The 19361-nt window shown below is 62.4% G+C and carries 16 protein-coding genes, 1 other RNA gene and 1 pseudogene; 10 read left to right on the top strand and 8 right to left on the bottom strand.

Annotated features, from left to right (window positions below):
• Positions 1 to 6 precede the first annotated feature (6 nt).
• A pseudogene (locus DBO86_RS12590) lies at positions 7 to 390 on the bottom strand (Arm DNA-binding domain-containing protein); the annotation flags it as partial.
• 165 nt (positions 391 to 555) lie between these two features.
• Positions 556 to 947, bottom strand: a transfer-messenger RNA (tmRNA) gene (gene ssrA / locus DBO86_RS12585).
• A gap of 129 nt (positions 948 to 1076) precedes the next feature.
• Between ssrA and DBO86_RS12580 the strand changes: the two genes are divergently transcribed.
• On the top strand, positions 1077 to 3992 hold the full coding sequence (locus DBO86_RS12580) for a hybrid sensor histidine kinase/response regulator (protein ID WP_108233824.1): 2916 nt from the start codon (positions 1077 to 1079) through the stop codon (positions 3990 to 3992).
• Positions 3993 to 4008: 16 nt separating this feature from the next.
• On the opposite strand, the gene DBO86_RS12575 is transcribed toward DBO86_RS12580, so the two are convergent.
• Together DBO86_RS12575 and DBO86_RS12570 are read right to left on the bottom strand one after the other, a co-directional pair.
• A complete protein-coding gene (locus DBO86_RS12575; protein WP_004423350.1) occupies positions 4009 to 4254 on the bottom strand; it encodes a hypothetical protein in 246 nt (81 codons plus the stop codon).
• Positions 4255 to 4320: 66 nt separating this feature from the next.
• On the bottom strand, positions 4321 to 6174 hold the full coding sequence (locus tag DBO86_RS12570; protein ID WP_208630433.1) for an Lnb N-terminal periplasmic domain-containing protein: 1854 nt from the start codon (positions 6172 to 6174) through the stop codon (positions 4321 to 4323).
• A gap of 142 nt (positions 6175 to 6316) precedes the next feature.
• Between DBO86_RS12570 and DBO86_RS12565 the strand changes: the two genes are divergently transcribed.
• Positions 6317 to 6661: a TraR/DksA family transcriptional regulator gene (locus tag DBO86_RS12565; protein ID WP_108233822.1), complete on the top strand. Its 345-nt coding sequence runs from the start codon at positions 6317 to 6319 to the stop codon at positions 6659 to 6661.
• Here DBO86_RS12565 and DBO86_RS12560 read toward each other — a convergent pair.
• On the bottom strand, positions 6640 to 7356 hold the full coding sequence (locus DBO86_RS12560) for a magnesium transporter (RefSeq protein WP_244185546.1): 717 nt from the start codon (positions 7354 to 7356) through the stop codon (positions 6640 to 6642). The genes DBO86_RS12565 and DBO86_RS12560 overlap by 22 nt on opposite strands.
• A gap of 55 nt (positions 7357 to 7411) precedes the next feature.
• Between DBO86_RS12560 and DBO86_RS12555 the strand changes: the two genes are divergently transcribed.
• The 7 genes from DBO86_RS12555 (at position 7412) to DBO86_RS12525 (ending at position 14657) form a co-directional block, all read left to right on the top strand.
• Entirely contained in the window at positions 7412 to 9901 is a 2490-nt protein-coding gene (locus tag DBO86_RS12555; protein WP_108233821.1) for a Lon protease family protein, read from the top strand.
• Positions 9902 to 10066: 165 nt separating this feature from the next.
• Positions 10067 to 10420: a PA4575 family protein gene (locus DBO86_RS12550; RefSeq protein WP_108233820.1), complete on the top strand. Its 354-nt coding sequence runs from the start codon at positions 10067 to 10069 to the stop codon at positions 10418 to 10420.
• A gap of 139 nt (positions 10421 to 10559) precedes the next feature.
• The gene (locus DBO86_RS12545; protein ID WP_084341507.1) at positions 10560 to 11051 is read left to right on the top strand and encodes a TIGR00645 family protein; all 492 of its coding nucleotides are present in this window, start codon (positions 10560 to 10562) and stop codon (positions 11049 to 11051) included.
• A 132-nt stretch (positions 11052 to 11183) separates the two neighbouring features.
• Entirely contained in the window at positions 11184 to 11486 is a 303-nt protein-coding gene (locus DBO86_RS12540; RefSeq protein ID WP_004423363.1) for a DUF6482 family protein, read from the top strand.
• Positions 11487 to 11542: 56 nt separating this feature from the next.
• Positions 11543 to 13000, top strand: coding sequence for a 3'-5' exonuclease family protein (locus DBO86_RS12535; RefSeq protein ID WP_244185545.1), 1458 nt, complete (start codon positions 11543 to 11545; stop codon positions 12998 to 13000).
• Positions 12997 to 14532 carry a cryptochrome/photolyase family protein gene (locus DBO86_RS12530; RefSeq protein WP_108233819.1) on the top strand — a complete coding sequence of 512 codons (1536 nt, stop codon included), beginning with the start codon at positions 12997 to 12999 and terminating at the stop codon, positions 14530 to 14532. Before DBO86_RS12535 ends, DBO86_RS12530 begins: the two co-directional genes overlap by 4 nt.
• On the top strand, positions 14529 to 14657 hold the full coding sequence (locus DBO86_RS12525; RefSeq protein WP_021488275.1) for a DUF2256 domain-containing protein: 129 nt from the start codon (positions 14529 to 14531) through the stop codon (positions 14655 to 14657). Before DBO86_RS12530 ends, DBO86_RS12525 begins: the two co-directional genes overlap by 4 nt.
• A 41-nt stretch (positions 14658 to 14698) precedes the next feature.
• Here the strand turns inward: DBO86_RS12525 and DBO86_RS12520 are convergent, their stop codons facing one another.
• The 3 genes from DBO86_RS12520 to DBO86_RS12510 all read right to left on the bottom strand — a co-directional run bounded on the left by DBO86_RS12520 (position 14699) and on the right by DBO86_RS12510 (position 17742).
• On the bottom strand, positions 14699 to 16324 hold the full coding sequence (locus DBO86_RS12520; RefSeq protein ID WP_074861292.1) for a methyl-accepting chemotaxis protein: 1626 nt from the start codon (positions 16322 to 16324) through the stop codon (positions 14699 to 14701).
• 67 nt (positions 16325 to 16391) lie between these two features.
• Positions 16392 to 17462 carry an HD domain-containing phosphohydrolase gene (locus tag DBO86_RS12515; RefSeq protein ID WP_074861290.1) on the bottom strand — a complete coding sequence of 357 codons (1071 nt, stop codon included), beginning with the start codon at positions 17460 to 17462 and terminating at the stop codon, positions 16392 to 16394.
• Positions 17452 to 17742, bottom strand: a complete 291-nt coding sequence (locus DBO86_RS12510) for a response regulator (RefSeq protein WP_244185548.1) — start codon at positions 17740 to 17742, stop codon at positions 17452 to 17454. The genes DBO86_RS12515 and DBO86_RS12510 overlap by 11 nt, the downstream gene beginning before the upstream one ends.
• A 112-nt stretch (positions 17743 to 17854) precedes the next feature.
• Here DBO86_RS12510 and DBO86_RS12505 point away from each other — a divergent pair, with 112 nt between their 5' ends.
• Complete coding sequence (locus DBO86_RS12505; RefSeq protein WP_003458619.1) at positions 17855 to 19228, top strand: IS1182 family transposase; 1374 nt, start codon at positions 17855 to 17857, stop codon at positions 19226 to 19228.
• Positions 19229 to 19361 lie beyond the last annotated feature (133 nt).

Raw genomic sequence — 19361 nt, 5'->3', positions numbered from 1 at the left:
TCCGCACCAGGTCTTGCATTTGGCGCTGTACCACTCGCGCGCCAGGCGCTCGAAGGTGTTGTTGGCTGCCTCTAGCTCGGCTGCTTTCTGGGCTTGTTTGGTTGCCAGAACGCTACCGCCTTTCGCCGTGTTGTCGCGTAGTTCGCGAACTTTGCGGCGAGCCTGTTCGCCGGTCAGTTGGTGGTCGCCAGTGCCGTAACCGCCAAGACCTAGCCATGACCACTTGCCATCCGCCTTTTTGTAGCGCAGCTGCCAAGACTTCGAGCCGTCCGGCTTAACGCGAAAGTACAGGCCGTCACCGTCCAGTTCCCGGTATTCCTTTGGTTCAGGCTCCAGGCTGGCAAGTACGGTATCGGCCAGCGGGCGCCGCTTGATCTGGCTGCGCTTCACTCGTGTATCCCTTCGGTTCACTTTTTGTCAAAGGATACACGGCGGGATACACGGTGGGCAATTGTATAGGGGCGCGTTCAGGGACATGCAGATACAAGAAAGCCCGCACGGGGCGGGCTTTTCAGGGTGTTTCCGGTCATGTGGGAACATGTGGAAACTTACATTTGGTGGAGCCGGGGGGATTTGAACCCCCGTCCGCCAGTTCTCTACTGTTGGTACTACATGCTTAGCCGTGTCTATTGAGTTAACCCTCAGCCGCCCGACGGGCAGGGTGCATTGGGCGAGTTGTGTAAGTTTTAGCCACTTCGTCCACAACGTACTACGCGGCGATCCTGTTCTGCATGACAATCACTTCAGGTTTACAGGCATCCCCTAGTGATCGCTGGAGCCGAAGCTACCAGAAGGACTAGTCGCGCCGCTTACGCAGCGAGAGCGTAGCCCTCGTAGTTTTCGTCATTGGCAACTATAGAAAGTTGCAACAGTTGATTTACGACTTCTGTTACCAAGTCGGCATGCACCTCGAGCTTCGCTACCGGCGTCGAATCCTAATCGGCCCCAAAGCTTTGCGGTTACGGATAGGACATGAGTTTACGGCAAAGGTTCCTCTGCGTCGACTGCGGATTCCATCGCAGGGCGCTATGATGGCGCCCTGCGTCTGTCTGCGCTTGCCCCCGGAAGGAGCCTCAATGCCGAGTTCTAGCCGCTACCCTCTGCGTCAGTGGATATGGCGGGCGTTTGTGCAAAGTGCGCTCATACCGCTGATTCTGGTGGAGTCGGTGCTGATCGCGGTGTATCTGCTGAGCAATCAGGCGATTCGTGATGCGCAGATCGAACACTTGCAGGAAACGGCAGTCAAGGATCTGGCCAGTGCCGCGCAACGTGAAGGACAGATCATCGATGGGCGCCTGCGCTCCATCGAGTCGCTGGTGCAGGTTTATCGTGAGGCCGCGTACGAGGCGTTGCTCGATACGCGCTTCCAGGCCGATGAGCTCGAGCATCAGCGCCACGCAGTTACTGACAGTGGCGTGTTCTATACCCGCAGCGATGACGGGCGCGCAGCATCCTTCTATGCCAACAGTACGCCGCTGGCGCAACAGGATCACGCCAAGGCCATGCGGCTGTCGCAACTCGATCCGCTGATGCGTTCGATCCAGCAGACCAGCCCGCTGGTAGCGGCGCTGTATTTCAATACCTGGGACAGCTACAACCGCATTTACCCCTGGTTCGATACGCCCGCGCAGTATCCCCATGACATGGTGATACCCGATTACAACTTCTATTACCTTGCTGACGCCAAGCACAACCCCGAACGCAAGGTGATGTGGACCGAGGTTTACCTCGACCCGGCAGGCCTGGGATGGATGATGTCGGCCATCGCCCCGGTGTATCGCGAGGACTTTCTCGAAGGCGTGGTCGGTCTCGACGTGACCGTGGGCCAGATACTGGGCGAGATTGCCGAACTCAACGTGCCTTGGCAGGGCTACGCGATGCTGGTCAGCCATGACCACAACATCATGGCGTTGCCGAAGGCAGGGGAGCTGGATTTTGGTCTGCGTGAGCTGACCCAGTACTCCTACGAAGAGGCCGTGCGCCGTGAAGTACTCAAGCCCGAGGACTTCAACCTGGCCAAGCGCGAGGGTATGGAGCCATTGCTTCAGGCGATGAACGAGGGCAATGGCAACGTGCAGGAAGTGCTGCTCGGCGGCCGCAAGCAACTGGTGGCCTGGAGCGAAATTCCGCAAACCGGCTGGCGCTTGCTGTTGGTGGTGGACGAGGAGCAGATCTTCCATGACACCAACCAGTTGGCCGAGCGTTACATGCAGATCGGCTATCTGCTGATTGCCGGCCTGGCAGCGTTCTATCTGCTGTTCTTCGCCCTGATGTGGCTGCGTTCGCGCAACCTCAGCAAGCAACTTGCCGAGCCCATCGATGGCATCGTCGACATGGCGACCAGCCTGGGGCAGGGCAAATATTTACCAGCCGTGCCGGACAGTCATATCGCCGAGGTCAGTCGCCTGGCTGACGCCGTGCAGCAGGCCGGCAAGCAACTCAAGGCCAGCGAGCATGAGCGGCAGGAGGCGCAAAGCATTCTGCAACTGGTGCTGGAGAGTACAACTGAAAGTCTCTGGCAGATCGATACCACCGACCTGACCATTGATCTCAGCGAGCGCTTCGTCCGGCGTTTTGGCCTGGGTGCGAATCACTTGACGCTTAGCGAGTTCAACCAGCGCGTACACCCCGATGATCTGGAACGTCTGCGTCACCTGCGCAAGCTATTCGCTGACAGTGGCGAAGAGTATTTCGACGCCGAGTACCGCTATCTCGATTGCCGCGGTGATTACCTCTGGCTGCTCAGCCGTGGCAAGGTCCTGGCGCGTGACGCGAGCGGCTGGCCGCTGCGTATTGCCGGTACGCACGTCGACATCACTCGGCTCAAACAGGTGCAGGAAGAACTGCGCCACGCCAGCCTTGAAGCGCTCGCGGCCAGCCAGGCCAAGAGTCGCTTTCTGTCGAGCATGAGTCACGAACTGCGCACGCCGCTCAACGCCATCCATGGCTTCGCCCAGTTGATCGAGATGGAGGTGCAGGACAAGCACGACGCCAAACTGGAGACCGATTACGCGCGCGAAATTGTCACCGCCAGTCGTCATCTCACTTCATTGGTAGACGACATTCTCGATCTGTCGAGCATCGAGAGCCGGCGTCAGCAGCTGCAGTTGCAGCCGATCGAAATCGGCGCGCTACTCAACGGTTGTGCCGAGCTGGTGCAGCCTGAAGTGCAGCAGAAACAGTTGCAACTGCAGGTGATGGAGGCAGCCAATCCGCCCTTGTTCGTACAGGGCGACCCGCGCCGGGTACGGCAGATTCTGCTCAACCTGCTGTCCAATGCGATCAAGTACAACAGCCCGCGCGGCATGATCCGCATGGGCTACGAGGTGCGTGCCGACTGTGTGCGGTTGTGGGTTGACGACACTGGACCGGGGCTTTCCAGCGAGCAGCAGGCGCAGCTGTTCCAGCCTTTTCAGCGTCTCGGCCGGGAAAGCTCGAATATTCCCGGTACCGGCATCGGGCTGGTGCTCTGCCGCGAGCTGGCCACGTTGATGGAAGGCGAAATCGGCGTGCGTAGCGAGCCTGGTGTCGGTAGTCGTTTCTGGCTCGACATCCCCAGTGCGGCCAGCCCTGATGTGTTCGGCGACGAGACTGCCGAGGTGCCGGCGCAGGCCGTGAAAAGTCTGGTGCAGGTGCTGTGCGTGGAGGATCATCCCGCCTGCATGAAGATCCTGCAGGCATCGTTGCGTGAGTTTGCCGAGGTCAGGGGCGTCAGTTCATGCCAGCGGGCACTGGCCGAATTGCAGGAAAGTGAGCCGGCACTGGTGTTGCTGGATATCGACCTGCCTGACGGCAATGGGCTGGATATTCTCGACGCCATGCGCGCTGAGCCGCGTTTGCGTGATGTGCCGGTGATGGTGATCAGCGCGGTGGCCGATGCACGGTTGTTCGAGGATGCCAAAGCGCGCGGCGCTTCGGCCTGCCTGAGCAAACCGGTGGATCTGCAGGAGGTGCGTCAGGTCGCGCTGGGCTTGCTGTACAGCGGTTATTGAGCAAGCCCAGCGTGATTCATTCGCTGGCGGCCAGCAGGTCGAGGGCTTCGCCCAGCACCTTGACCGACTCGGCATGATCGCCGGCCTTGTGCAGGGCTTCACCTTCGGCGCGCAGCTCCTGCACCTTGGCCAGCACCTCTGGGTCGGCAGGCGGATCGCTTTGCAACAATGCATCGATCTTGGCCATATCCTGCGGGCAATGCATGGCCCACAGTGGCAGGCTGATCAGGGTTGCGGCGAGAAACATGAGCGTGCGACGCATGGTGACTCTCCTGAAACGGGTGGCGGGAATTTCAGTATAGAAGCCTGTCGTCAGTGCATTGGTGTGTCAGTAGTGATACCAGCGCAGCTCCAGCTTCACTTCATTGACCGGGCTGGCCAGTTGGCTGAACTCGCGCTGGGCGCTCAGGCGCAGGCCGAGGTTGCGTGACATTTCCCACTGTTGGTTGAGCGACAGGCGCCGGCGCACTTCGCCGTTGTGGAAGTAGTCGCCGGCTGCCTCCAATGTCAGGTTACCCAACGGGTTGCGCCACAGCAGCCCGCTGTTGAAGCCCAGCGCCGGGGCGATCACGGCAGCGAAATCCTCGTTGTATTCCAGACGCGCGGTGCCGAGAGCGAAGCCGAGCAGGTCATCGTGCAACTGCCAGGTGGCACCGGCGCCGCCGCTGATATGGCCTACCAGCCGGGTGTCGCCATCTTCGCCGAGCACCCGCTCCAGGCCGCCGCCAACCTGCCAGGACAGCGGCTGCAGCAGGGCATTGCGCGGTGTCAGCGAGCGGATGTTGGCCAGGTCCAGGCGTTGCAGCTGCCAGTGGTTGTTCTCGTACTGACGCAGCTTGAGCTGGAAAATCTCGATCTGTGCGCCGAGCGGGAAGCCGTCCAGGTTGTCGTTCAGGTCGTGGTAGGCCATGCGCAGGCCGTATTCGGCGAAGGCGCGATCATCGCGGCTGCCGCCGGCCAGTTGCCAGGTGCGCGATTGGTGGCCTTCCTCGGGCAATGGCGGGCGCTCGACCTCCAGCGGCGGCGGCGGGTTGCGGTTGATCGCGCCGAGCAACTGGAAGCTGCGCTGGGCGTTGCTGCTGCGTTCTTCATCGTTGGCGTGGTAGCGCACCAGGCGGAAGGCGGCGTCCTGGATCAGCGCGCGACGTTCTGCCGGCAGGGCGAGGAAGTCGGCATCCTCGAGTCGCGCCGGGTCCTGGTTCAGGCGCAAGACCCAGGCCTCTTCGTCGGCCTGCAACGACTCCGCGCGCGCCAGCAGCTCACGCTCGCGCGAAGGGCGGTAGTCGATGCGCTCGATCAGCCCAGCATCCTTGACCGCACGCACGGTATCGGTGGGGATGGCGGTGAGCGGGAAATGCTCGGTCAGCTCGATGCCGGGGCGGGCGATTTCCAGTAGCTCCAGCAGGCGGTAGGAGCAGTTCTCGTCGAAGAAGAAGTAGTCGAAGCGGATCTGCTTGAGCTCCCAGACGTGTTCGACCATGCGCGCGGTTTCTTCTGCCGTCAGGTTCAGCCGGTATTCCCACAGGTCGCGGTTTTCCAGGCGGTTGTACTCGCTGAGTTTCTCGCGATACGGCACCAGGGCGAACAGGCCGGGGTAGCCGCCCATCAGGCCACGCCAGGCATAGAGAATGCTGTTGTCGTCGCCTTCGATGAAGGCGCCGAAGTTCAGCGCGTAGCTCAGCAGCGCGGTGTTGTGGCTGTCGATATCCGGTTGATCGATGCGCAGCAGGGTATGGCCGAACATCGACGAGGGGCTGTTCAGGTAGGCCGCTGGGAACACCAGCACCGTGCTGTGCGGATTGACGTCGGCGATCCAGTTTCGGTATTCGGCGCAGTCGGGGCTGGGCAGGTCATCGAGTTGCAATTGCGCCTTGAGCCAGCGGATACGCGCCGGGTAGACGCATTGTGGGTGACGGTCGCCCAGTTCAGCGGGTTGGTACAGGGCCTTCAGGGTCGCCTGCAGTTCGGCTGCAGGGTTGCTGTCGCCATCTTCTGCGAGAAAGAAATCGTCGTCGTCGACATAGCTGCGCCAGCCGCCGAGCTTGCCGGTCTCGTAGTGGCCGAGGGCGATCCAGTAGGGGTCGTTGGCCAGTTGTTCGAGCGTGGCGGCATGCAGGGGAGGACTGAGGCTCAGGGCAAGGACGGCGAATATCCGTTTCAAGATCGCTGTTCTTCTGGTCATGGCGATGGCCGAGCTTTGGCCAGGCTGTCGATTGGTGTCAAGGCAGTCGAACAAGACATTTCGCGCAAGTGCTGACCGGCGTCAGTCACGAGCTTCGTGCTGCGCATCACACTGAGCGCTCTTCAACGCTAGGAGACTGCCCATGGCTCACCGTGATGTGCTGGACGCTCTGCTGCATGACTACACCACCCGCGCCGAGGCGATTCGCCGCGATCTGGGGCGCAGCCACTCGGCGGATTTCGCCGAACAGGCGCAGCAGCGGCAGAATGACGAAGTGCTCGAAGCCCTGCTGGCCGAGGCCGAGCAGGGACTGCTGCTGGTGCACCAGGCGCAGCTGCGCCTGGCCGAGGGGCGTTATGGCGAGTGCCTGTGCTGCGGCGAAGCAATCGAGGCGGCGCGTCTGGCCGCGCTGCCGGTGGCCGAATACTGCCTGCGTTGTGCCGAGGATAGGGAGGGTCACAGCAATCAGGCGGCCAGGCTGAAGTAGAACAGCAAGGTGCACAGGTCGGTCACTGCCAGGGTCACCGGCCCTGCGGTGATCCTGGGGTCGAGCCTCAGGGCGTGCAGCAGCGTTGGTACGCTGAGGCCGAGCAGGCAGGCGGCGCAGAGCGACAGCAGGATGCTGCAGCCGATGATCAGTCCGGTCCAGGCCTCGCCGCGCCAGAGCCAGACGATCATCGCCACCAGACTGCCGCAGGTGCTGCCGAGCAGCAGGGCTGTCGGCAGTTCATGACGCAGGCTGTGCAGGTACCAGCTCAGATTGGGGCGGACGCTGCGCAGCGCCTGGATGGTCACCGACATCGATTGCATGCTCACGCTTTCGCTCAGGCCCAGCACCAGGGTGAGAAAGAACGCCAGGACGATGCTCTTGGCCAGTGTGAGCTCGTACAGGCTGGCCAGCAGGGCGCAGAGGGTGCCGCTGGCGATGGTCGCCAGCAGCCAAGGCACGCGCAGGCGAAAGGCCCAGAATGGCGAGGCGTTGCCAACCTGGGCGACGTGAAAACCCAGGGTTTCGAACAGCGCATCGGCTTGGTTGCGCTGACGCAGGTCGTAGCTTTCCTCAATGCAGGTGATCGGCTCTGGGCATGGCGGCTTTCGCGTGAAGGGCGGTGGTGGGCAGCTTATTACGCGCTCGGATTTTTCATCCTGAGCTGAATCAAGCCTTGATCCCTTTCGCGCCACAAGCCCAGAATCACCCATGTTTTGCGGAAACTTCCGCCCGCTATAAGGATCGCCAATGTCCAAGCGTAGCCTCGATGCTTTGCGCCTTGCCCCCGACTCACTGACCCGCCCCTTCGCCCCCGAGCAGTTCAACTTCAGCAGTACCGATGATCTCGAACCCTTCCGCGGCGTACTGGGCCAGGCCCGCGCGGTCGAGGCCCTGCAGTTCGGCGTGGCCATGCCGCGCCCTGGCTACAACGTGTTCGTCATGGGCGAGCCGGGTACCGGACGCTTCTCCTTCGTGCAGCGCTACCTCAAGGCCGAAGCCAAGCGCATGGAGACGCCGGCCGACCGGGTCTACGTCAATCATTTCGACGAGCCGCGCGAGCCGCGCGCGCTGGAGCTGCCAGCCGGCACCGCGAGTGCTTTCATCGCCGATATCAACCAGTTGATCGACAATCTGCTGGCCACCTTCCCGGCGGTGTTCGAAACGCCGACCTATCAGCAGAAGAAAAGCGCCATCGATCGCAGCTTCAACAAGCGCTACGACCAGGCGCTGGATGTGATCGAGAAGCTGTCGCTGGAGAAGGGCGTGGCCCTGTACCGCGACAGCACCAATATCGCCTTTACCCCGATGGCCGACGGCAAGGCGCTGGATGAAGCCGAGTTCGCTCAGTTGCCGGAAGCCGAGCGCGAGCGCTTCCACTCCGATATTGCCGCGCTGGAAGAACGCCTCAACGAGGAGCTGGCCAGCCTGCCGCAGTGGAAGCGCGAGTCGAGCAACCTGCTGCGCCAGCTCAATGAAGAGACCATCACTGTCGCGTTGCAGCCCTTGCTGGCGCCATTGTCGCAGAAATACGCGGAAAACGCCGGCGTTTGCGCCTATCTGCAGGCCATGCAGATCAATCTGCTGAAAACCGCCGTCGAGCAACTGGTGGATGTCGACAAGGCCGACCCGCAGCTGCGCAAGCTGCTGGAGGAAATGTACTGCCCGAGCCTGGTGGTCGGTCACCACGCCAACGGCGGTGCACCGGTGGTGTTCGAGTCGCACCCGACTTACGACAACCTGTTCGGCCGCATCGAGTACAGCTCCGATCAGGGCGCGCTGTACACCAGCTACCGTCAGCTGCGCCCCGGGGCGTTGCACCGCGCCAACGGTGGCTACCTGGTGGTCGAGGCGGAAAAACTGCTCAGTGAGCCCTTCGTCTGGGAGGCGCTCAAGCGCGCCCTGCATTCGCGCCAGTTGAAGATGGAGTCGCCGCTGGGGGATCTCGGCCGCATCGCGACCGTCACCCTCAACCCGCAGGTCATTCCGCTGCAGCTGAAAGTCATCATCATCGGCTCGCGTCAGCTCTATTACGCGCTGCAGGACGCCGATCCGGACTTCCAGGAGATGTTCCGCGTACTGGTCGATTTCGACGAGGACATCCCGCTCGCCGAAGAAAGTCTTGAGCAATTCGCGCAACTGATGAAAACGCGTACCTCGGAAGAGGGCATGGCGCCCTTGACCGGCGCTGCGGTGGCGCGCCTGGCTACTCACAGCGCGCGTCTAGCCGAGCACCAGGGTCGCCTGTCAGCGCGTATCGGTGACCTGTTCCAGCTGGTCAGCGAGGCCGACTTCATTCGCCAGCTTGCCGGGGAAAGCATCACCGACGTCGGCCATATCGAGCGCGCGCTCAAGGCCAAGGCCACCCGCACCGGACGCGTGTCGGCGCGGATTATCGACGACATGCTGGCCGGCATCATTCTCATCGACACCTGCGGCGCCGCCGTCGGCAAGTGCAACGGCCTGACCGTGCTGGAGGTCGGCGACTCGGCCTTCGGTGTGCCGGCGCGGATTTCCGCCACCGTCTATCCGGGCGGTAGCGGCATCGTCGACATCGAGCGTGAAGTCAGCCTTGGTCAGCCAATTCACTCCAAGGGCGTGATGATCCTCACCGGCTTCCTTGGCAGCCGCTACGCCCAGGAATTCCCGCTGGAGATTTCCGCCAGTATCGCCCTGGAACAGTCCTACGGTTACGTCGACGGCGATAGCGCCTCGCTCGGCGAGGTGTGCACGCTGATCTCGGCGTTGTCGCGCACCCCGCTCAAGCAGTGCTTCGCCATCACCGGGTCGATCAACCAGTTCGGCGAGGTGCAGGCGGTCGGCGGCGTCAACGAGAAGATCGAAGGCTTCTTCCGCCTGTGCGAGGCGCGTGGCCTAACTGGCGAGCAGGGGGTGATCATCCCGCACTCCAACGTCGCCAACTTGATGCTCGATGAGCGTGTGCTGCAGGCGGTGCGTGCCGGCCAGTTCAACGTCTATGCCGTGCGCCATGTCGACGAGGCATTGAGCTTGCTGGTCGGCGAGGCGGCCGGGCACCCGGACGAAAAGGGTCGCTTCCCCAAAGGCAGCGTCAACGCCCGTGTGGTCGAGCGTTTGCGCGATATCGCCGAGATCGGGCTGGAAGAAGCGCTCAAGCCGGCCGACGCGGACAAGGCGAAAGCCGAAGCCGAGGCGGCAGCGGCGAAACCGGCCAAGGCGCCGCGGCGCAAGAAAGGCGAGGGCGAAGGCGCAGCGAGCTGATCATATCTTGCACGATTGTCCCGGATTGCCCGGGACAGGCGCGCAGGCGTTCTTGCTCACGCCTCATACACAGAGTTATCCACAGATTGCATGGATAACTTTGGCCTTCACAGTGCGACCGCTCGGGGTGTAGGCTGGAGCCTGGATTCCGCGAGGGTAGCCGCCATGCCGCGCAGCCTCTGTCTCACCTGCCAATGTCTGGGCCTGGTCACCCGAATCGAGTGCGTGATCAAGCCACTGGCAGGAGACAACGGACGTTGGACACTGCTTTGCGCTGCCGGTATGTCGGGAGCACAGCCTTCGGCTATTAAGGCGCAGGGCCCGTTCTATGGGCCCTCTGTCGCTGAAGGGGTGCTTACGGCGATTGCCGAGAGCCTGGTCCTGCAAGGCTACGTAGAATGCTACGAACCGCCGATCTGGTGTCTGCACCTGCAGGCCGAGTTGCGTCGTGTCAACGGCGAACGCCACAGCCATGGCGGTGTATTTCAGCCGCAGCCCGAGACTGACGGGCAGAGCTGAAACGCCTGAAACAACGCGCGCCAGGGCCAGCTGGGCGAGACAGCAGGGCTGTGGTTATCCACAGTGCGTTGGGCATCTTCTGCTGATGCTGGGCGATGGGTATACTCGCCGCGATTTTCCCTCCCTCAGAGAGTTCTCCATGGAACGCTTCATCGAAAACGCCATGTACGCATCGCGCTGGTTGCTGGCGCCGATCTACTTCGGTCTTTCTCTCGCCGTGCTGGCATTGTCGGTCAAGTTCTTCCAGGAGCTTTATCACATCCTGCCGCAGATCTTTTCCCTGGCCGAAGCTGATGTGATCCTGAAGCTGCTGTCGCTGATCGACATGGCGTTGGTCGGCGGGCTGCTGGTGATGGTGATGCTGTCCGGCTACGAGAACTTCGTTTCGCGTCTGGATATTCACGAGGGCACCGAGAAGCTCAGCTGGCTTGGCAAGATGGACTCCAGTTCGCTGAAGATGAAAGTGGCGGCGTCCATCGTGGCGATCTCGTCCATCCACCTGCTCAAGGTGTTCATGGATGCGAAGAACTACGATCTGGAGTACCTGAAATGGTACGTGATCATTCACCTGACGTTCGTTGGCTCGGCCTTCGCCATGGGCTATCTGGACAAGGTCACCAAGCACGACTGATCCGAGACCGCTTCACAACCGCCCGTCCGAACGTGACGGGCGTTTTGCTTTTTGGGCTTGAGCTTTTTCTTTGTTGTACAAGAATCAATTTTGTATAAGTTCTTGTATAGTTAAAGGCAGGAGGCAAGCCCGATGAATCTGCATGATCTGTCCGCTCACGCTCAAGCCGGACGCGTCGACGAACTCAATCTGATCTCCCTGGAGGGTGGCATTTATCTGCTCGAGGCGCGGATGGAAGGACGTGCCCACCCGATTCTTACCGACCAGGGCAGTACGCTCAACCTGCGTTCGATAGAGCATGCGCGTGACGTGCTGCAGGAAATGCCGGCGCTGCCATTCTTCCTGGTGCACAGCTCGGTACATGACGAGATGTGCGGCATGCCATCGGCTGACAACAGCCTGCGCGTGCCCATCGCCTTCCGTTCTGGCTGGTGACGGCTGCCTTCGCACCGGCCGCCACGTTGCAGGGCAGGGCCCTGGCAGTCGTGGAGGTGAAGACCACTGGAGCCCACCCGGCACGTGATGCCATCTGGGAGCTGGCGATCATTCAGGTCGACGCCGAGGGTTGTGTCGCAGAGCGCTTGCACTGGCTGTTCGAGCCGAGTGTCGCGCTGCCCTCGCAGTCGCTCAGCCTGAGTGGATTACACCCTCTGGAATTACGCGGCCAGCCACGCATCGATAGCGAAGCACAGGCGATAGCCGAGGCTATTTGCGGCCGCGTGCTGGTGGGCCATAACCTGCGCTTCAGCCTGGCGTTCTTGCGCCGAGTGCTGCCTGACTGGAAGACGCTGCGCTCTGCGCAGCTGTGCACCCTGCGCCTGGCCAGAGCGGCGCTGCCGGAGTTGGCGAGCGCCGGCTTCGATGCGCTTTGCGCGCATTTTGGCATTACGCGTTTCTTCCGCGATCGCGCCGTGCCGGATGCCGAGGCCGTGTTGACGCTGGCTCGGCACTTGGTGCAGCAGGTCGCGCCGACGGCTCTGGGGCATCAGCTGCGTAGCGCGGCGCGGCCCCCGTTGCTGGCCGCGGAGCGTTTCGCCCAGTTGCCGGAACGTCCGGGTGTGTATTACTTCCTGGGCGACGGTGGTGCGCAACTGTATGTGGGCAAGAGCCGCAATCTGCGCCGCCGGGTGATGTCGCACTTTCAGAACGATCATCGCGACCGCCGTAGCCTGCAGATGGTGCAGCAGATCCGCGATGTGCAGGTGGCTATCACGGCCGGTGAGCTGGGCGCTCTGCTGTTCGAGTCCGCCGAGATCAAGCGTCTGCAACCCCTGTACAACCGTCGTCTGCGCAAGCAGCGCGAGCTGTTGACCTGGGCGCTGGCAGTCACTGCCGGTGAACTGGGCGCTCTGCTGTTCGAGTCCGCCGAGATCAAGCGTCTGCAACCCTTGTACAACCGTCGACTGCGCAAACAGCGCGAGCTGTTGACCTGGGCGCTGGCGGGCGAGCATGGTGAGCTGCACATCGAACTGCTGCAGCACCATGCATTGAGGCCCGGGCTCAGGCATGTTGGGCTGTTCCGCTCGCGTCATCAGGCGCGCCAGTGGCTACTGGAGCAGGCGCGCGAGCGGCGTCTGTGTCTGCGCGTGCTGGGGCTGGAGGAGGGCGAGGGAGCCTGCTTCGCCTATCAACTGGGGCGCTGCGCGGGCGCCTGCTGTGGTGAGGAACCGCGCTCGGCCCATGACAGGCGGCTGCTTGCCGGTGCCGAGCGCTTGCAGACCCAGGCCTGGCCCTGGAACGGGCCGGTCGCGCTGGTCGAGCGCGACGAGCAGCACGGCCTCACTCAGTGGCATGTGCTCGATCAATGGCGTCATCTCGGTACGGTCGATCAACTCGATCATGCCCAGCCGCTGCTGGCCGCGCGTCGTGGCGGTTTCAATCTCGATACCTATCACATCCTGCTCGGCCATCTGCGCCGCCACCCGAATATGGAGATCGTGCCGCTGTGAGTGCGCGCCGTCTGATTCTGATCCTGGGTGACCAGCTTACCCACGGCCTCGGTGCATTGAAGGACATCGACCGCGAGTACGACCATGTGCTGCTGGCCGAAGTGATGGAGGAGGCCAGTCATGTGCCGCATCACCCGAAGAAGATCGCCCTGATCTTCAGCGCCATGCGCCATTTCGCCGAAGCCTTGCGTGAGCAGGGCCAGCAGGTGCATTACGTAGCCCTGGACGATCCGGACAACACGGGCTCGTTGCCGGGCGAGCTGCTGCGCTGGACGCAACGGCTCGACCCTGCCGAGGTGCATCTGACCGAGTGCGGCGACTGGCGCCTGGAGCAGGCGCTGCGTCATTGCGGCGTGCCGATTCACTGGCATCAGGACAGCCGCTTTCTCTGCAGCCGCGATGCGTTCGCTGCCTGGGCCAAGGGGCGCAAGCAGTTGCGCATGGAGTTCTTCTACCGTGAGATGCGCCGCGCCAGCGGTCTGCTGCTCAACCCCGATGGCACGCCCGAGGGTGGCGCCTGGAACTTCGATGCCGACAACCGCAAAGCCTTGCCCAAGGGCGTGCGTCCGCCTGCAGCGCTGCGTATCGAACCGGACGCCATCACTGCCGAGGTGCTGGCGCTGGTGGCACGGCGATTTACCCATCACTACGTCCGTCTGGACGGTTTCGACTATCCGGTGACTGCCGAGCAGGCCGAGCGTCTCTGGCAGCATTTTCTCGCCCGTGGCCTGGCGGATTTTGGCGATTATCAGGACGCCATGGCCGATGACGAACCCTTCCTGTTTCACTCGCGCATCAGCGCCGCACTGAACATTGGCCTGCTCGACATGCGCCAGCTCTGTGCCGATGTCGAGGCGGCCTATCGCGCCGGCGACGTACCGCTGAACGCCGCCGAAGGTTTCATCCGTCAACTGATCGGCTGGCGCGAGTACGTGCGCGGCATCTACTGGCTGCGCATGCCGGAGTACGCCGAAGGCAACCGCTTCGGCAATTCACGCGCACTTCCAGAGTTCTACTGGACCGGCAAGACGCGGATGAACTGCATGCGTCAGGCCATCGGCCAGACCCTGGAACATGCCTACGCGCACCATATCCAGCGCTTGATGGTCACCGGCAACTTCGCTTTGCTCGCGGGTATCGCGCCCAAGGCCATCTGCGACTGGTACCTGGCCGTGTACATGGACGCCTTCGACTGGGTGGAACTGCCCAACACCCTGGGCATGGTGATGCATGCCGACGGTGGCTACCTCGGCTCCAAGCCTTATTGCGCCAGTGGTCAGTACATCAAACGCATGTCCAACCATTGCCAGGGCTGCAGCTACAAGGTGAGCGAGAGCACCGGCGAATCGGCCTGCCCGTTCAACGCGCTGTACTGGCATTTTCTGATGCGCCACCGCGAGCCTCTGGAACGCAACCCGCGCATTGGCATGGTCTACCGCAACCTGGCGCGCATGACCGAGGCCAAGCAGCAGGCGCTGTGGGACTGGGGCGAGCGCCTGCTGGCCAAGCTCGATGCCGGGGAGATGCTGTGAAGAAAAGCGAGTTGCCAGTGAAGACCTGCGCGGTCTGCGGCCTGCCGTTCAGCTGGCGCAAGAAGTGGGCGCGCTGCTGGGACGAGGTGCGCTACTGCTCCGAGCGCTGTCGGCGTTCGCGCTGAGCGGGTGACCGGAGTCGGCTCCGGGCACCCGCTGCGAAGGCTCAGACCTGAAAGCGCGCGACCATGCCCTGCATGTTGGCGGCCAGGCTCGACAGCGCGCGGCTGGCGGTGCTGGTCTGTTCCGAACCAGCCGAGTTCTGCAGCGACAGGTCGCGAATGTTGATCAGGTTGCGATCCACTTCACGGGCGACGTGGGCCTGCTGTTCGGTGGCGCTGGCGATCACCAGGTTGCGGTCGCCGATCTCGGCAATCGACTGAATGATCTGATCCAGCGCGACTCCCGCGCCCTCGGCGATGTCCAGCGTCTGCTTGGCTAGCCCGTTGCTCGATTCCATGGCGCGCACCGCCTGTTCGGTGTCACCTTGCACGGTACTGATCATGGTCTCGATCTCGCGGGTGGATTGCCCGGTCTTGTGCGCCAGGGCGCGCACTTCATCGGCAACCACGGCAAAACCGCGACCCGCTTCGCCTGCACGTGCAGCCTCGATGGCGGCGTTGAGGGCAAGCAGGTTGGTCTGTTCGGCGATGCTGCGAATCACGTCGAGTACCTGGCTGATGCCACGGATCTTGCCGGCCAGTTGGCCGAAGTTGCTTGAGGTCGAATCGACATCGGCAGCCAGTTGGTTGATCGACGACAGCGTCTGAGTGATGCGCTCGCTGCCCTGGCGGGCAATGCGCCCGGATTCGCTGGAGCTTTCCGAGGCACTGGCGGCGTTACGCGCCACCTCATCCACGGCGCTGCTCATTTCGGTGACGGCAGTGGCGGCCTGGTCGATCTCCAGGCTTTGCTGGTGCAGGTTGCGCGCGGTGCCATCAGTGACGGCACTCAGTTGTTCAGCGGCCGATGCCAGTTGATTGGAGGCGTCGGCGATCTGTTCGATGGTGCCGCGTAGATTGCCCTGCATGCTCTTGAGCGCCTGCAGCAGCTTGGCCGGTTCGTCGTTGCCACGGGTGTCGATGCTCAGGGTCAGGTTACCACTGGCTACCGAGTCGGCCACTTGTACGGCCTCGGCCAGCGGCCTGACGATGCTGCGGGTCAGCAGCGTGGCGAGTATGACCGTCGCGATGGCGGCAAGCGCCATCACCAGCAGCGTGCCACGGGTGGCCTGAATGTAAACGCGCTCTGCGGCTGTGGCTGCCTCCGAGGCACCCTCGCGGTTGTGCGTGATCAACTCATTGAGTGACTTGATCATGGCGTCGGCCTGAGGGTTCAGGCTGCCATAGAGCAGTTCCAGCGCGGCAGGGCGGTTACCGGTCTCGAGGTGGTGGACGAGCTGGGAGCGGGTGCTCAGGTAGGTACTTTCGTAACGCTTGAAATCATCGTAATGGGCCTGCTCTTCGGCCGAGCTGATCATGCCTTCGTAGCGTTGCAGCACGCGTCCCAGGTCAGCCAGAAGGTTCTCTGCAAGCCGCGTGCTCTCCTGCAATTGCTGCGCATCTTCGCTGAGCAACATGCGCAGGGTCGCCGCGCGTAGACGCAAAATATCCTGCGTGACATCACCGAGGGTATTGAGGCTGGGAATCCAGTTGTTTTCGACCTCGCCGGAGCGGTCGTGCATGCTGTTCATCTGCATCAGGGCGAAGCCGCCGAGGGCGAAGACCATCAAGGCGATCAAGCCAAACCCGATGGCGGCGCGTGGAGCTATGGAGATGGATCTGAAACTCATGATGGCAGTACTCGGAAATTGAGAAGGTGACTCACGGGCAGAGGATTCTTGTCGTTATCAAGGTCGATCAGTCTCCCTGCACGCAGTCGCTGAGACCGTGCTGGAGTGCTTCGATCTTCTCGTAGAGGCTTTCGACCAGGGCGACCAGTTGCGGATCGAAATGCTTGCCGGCTTGTTCGCGGATGTAGGCCTGAGCCTTTTCGATGGGCCACGGCTCCTTGTAGGGGCGCGGCATGCGCAACGCGTCGTAAACGTCGCAAATGGCGACGATGCGGCCTGACAGAGGGATCTGTTCCCCCTTCAGGCCATTGGGATAACCACTGCCATCCCATTTCTCGTGGTGGCTCAGGGCAATTTCGGCTGCCAGGTCGGTGAGCGCAGAGGCGTGCTGGTCGGTGAGGATGGAGTGGCCGATTGCCGGATGCTGCTGCATCAGCTGACGCTCCTCCTCGTTCAGTGGCCCGGGCTTGAGCAGGATATGGTCAGCGATGCCGATCTTGCCGACATCGTGCATCGGGGCCGCCTGGCGCATCAGCTCGACCCACTCCGGGCTCATGCCGTGAGCCTCGGCAATCAGCGCGGCGGACTCGCCGATACGGACGATATGGTTACCGGTCTCGCTGTCTCTGTAGGCCGATGCCCGGCACAGGGTACGCACCAGCGCACCATAGCTCTGGTTCAGCTGGGCTGTGCGTTCGCGTACGCGCTGCTCCAGGCTCATGTTGGTTTCCTGCAGGGCCAGGCTGGCCTGGCTCAGTTGCAGGTTGCTGCGCACTCGCAGGATCACCTCGGGCAGGTCGACGGGTTTGCTCAGATAATCGTTGGCGCCCAGTTCCAGGCCGGTGCGGCGGCTGGCCGCGTCGTTCAGCGCGGTGATGATGATGATCGGGTTGCTGCTGCGATCACGGTCGGCCAGCGCGCGGAGAATGTCGAAGCCGTTCGGCGCCGGCATGTCCAGATCGAGCAGCAGCAGGCTCCAGGGGTTGTGCTGCAACCAGTCCAGCGCGGCGGCCGAATCGGAGAAACTGATGGTGTCGCGCAGGCCAAAGGCCCGGAGGCTGGACTCCAGCAGGCGACTGTTGGCGATCACATCATCGACGATGACCACGCGTGATTGTCGAAAGTCCTTAGACAGCATCGTTAGCCTCCTTACCGGTCAGGTCGCAGACCAGTTGGTGTAGTTCATCAGGATCGATGGGCACGCCGAGCAAGGCGCTGGCACCCAGGCCGACCAGTTCCTGCAACTGATCTTCACGGCTTAGCAGAATCACCGGCAGGTCCGCCAACTCGGCGCTCTGGTGCAGGGCGCGGAGCAGGTCGCGGCCGTCCAGGCCATTCAGCTCGACGCTGAGCAGCAGATCAGGACGTCTGCTGTGCAGCGCCGCCAGCAGTTGCTGGCCATCCTCGAACTGCTGCAGATCGATATCGGCCAGCGCCTGGCTGACGATTTCACGGTTCGTGCGGTCTAGCAGCCTGTCGGACTTTTCCCCTCGCCGGTAGAATTGCGCATCGCTCCTGGAACCTGACTGTATGAGCCGCTTTCGACCGATAAACCGCGAAATCGACTACTTGCTCCCGCCGTCGGTGCAGGACTGGCTGCCCGAGTCACATTTGGCGCGCTACGTGGTGGAGGTCGTAGAGGGCCTGGATCTGTCGAAGCTGGAGAGCGTCTATGCGGGCCGTGGCAGCGCTGCCTACCATCCGGCTATGTTGCTGTCGTTGCTGATCTACGGCTATGCCACGGGTGCGTATTCAAGCCGCAAGATCGAGCGAGCCAGCTATGACTCCCTGGCGTTCCGGTTTATCGCCTGCGACCAGCACCCGGATCACGACACCCTGGCCAGCTTCCGCCGTCGCCACGGAGAGCAGTTCGCCGCGACCTTTGTGCAGGTACTGCAAATCGCGCGCGAGAACCAAGTCTCGCGTTTTGGCACGGTCAGTCTGGACGGCACCAAGATCCACGCCAATGCCTCGCGGCACAGCGCCCTGTCCTATGCTCACGCCGAGAAGATCGAGGCCCAGCTAAAGGCCGAGGTCCAGGAGATGCTCAAGCTGGCAGAAGCGGCCGATCAGAGCGACCTCCCCGACGGGGTCAGTCTGCCCGACGAGATCAAGCGGCGCGAAGACCGCCTGGCCGCCATAGCAGAAGCCAAGACCAAGATCGAAGCGCGGGCCAAGGAACGCCTCGAGCGCGAGCAGGCCGAGTATCAAGCCAAGCTGGACAAGCGCGAGGCCAAGGAAAAGGCCAACGGCAAGAAGCCTGGAGGCAAACCGCCGAAGCCGCCGCAGGTGGGCCCGCGCCCGGACGACCAGATCAACCTGACCGACGAAGAGTCGCGCATCATGAAGGTGGCTGGTGGCGGCTTCGAGCAGTGCTACAACGCCCAAGCGCTGGTCGATAGCGAATCCATGTTGGTCATGGCGCCGCATGTGACCCAGGCGGGCAACGACAAGGAACAGGTCGTACCGATGCTGGCCAAGCTTCAAGCGCTTCCCGAGGAGCTGAACCAGCCGGAGAAATTCCTGGCCGATAGCGGCTACTTCAGCGAGAAGAATGTCGAAGCCTGCGAGGCCGCCAGGATCGAGCCCCTGATTGCCGTGGGCCGCGACGCCCACCATCGGCACTGGCGCGAGCGTTTCGAAGAGCCGGCAGCGTCATCGGAGCCGACCAGTCCGGTCGACAAAATGAAGCACCGACTCAAGACCAAGGCCGGGCGCGCGGCCTATGGGCAGCGCAAGCAGACGGTGGAACCGGTATTCGGAATCATCAAGTCGGTGATGGGCTTCCGTCAGTTCCTGCTGCGCGGTCTGGCGAATGTCCAGAACGAATGGACCCTGGTGTGCCTGGCGTGGAACTTGAAACGCATGGCCACGTTGCGCCCGCATTCCGTTCAAAATGCGTGAACAGAGGCTGAATCCGCTCGAATTCAGGAAATTCAGGGCAACAACCGGTTAAAAACGCTCAAATAGTGGGCAATTCGCTTTGTCTTTGTCGCGCTCTGTCCATTTATGAATTCAAGTCCGACAGGCTGCTAGG

Source organism: Ectopseudomonas oleovorans (assembly GCF_003052605.1).
Classification (GTDB): Bacteria; Pseudomonadota; Gammaproteobacteria; order Pseudomonadales; family Pseudomonadaceae; genus Aquipseudomonas; species Aquipseudomonas oleovorans_A.
The sequence above is the reverse complement of the archived record's forward strand: the minus strand, read 5'-3'. Positions and strand labels throughout refer to the sequence as shown.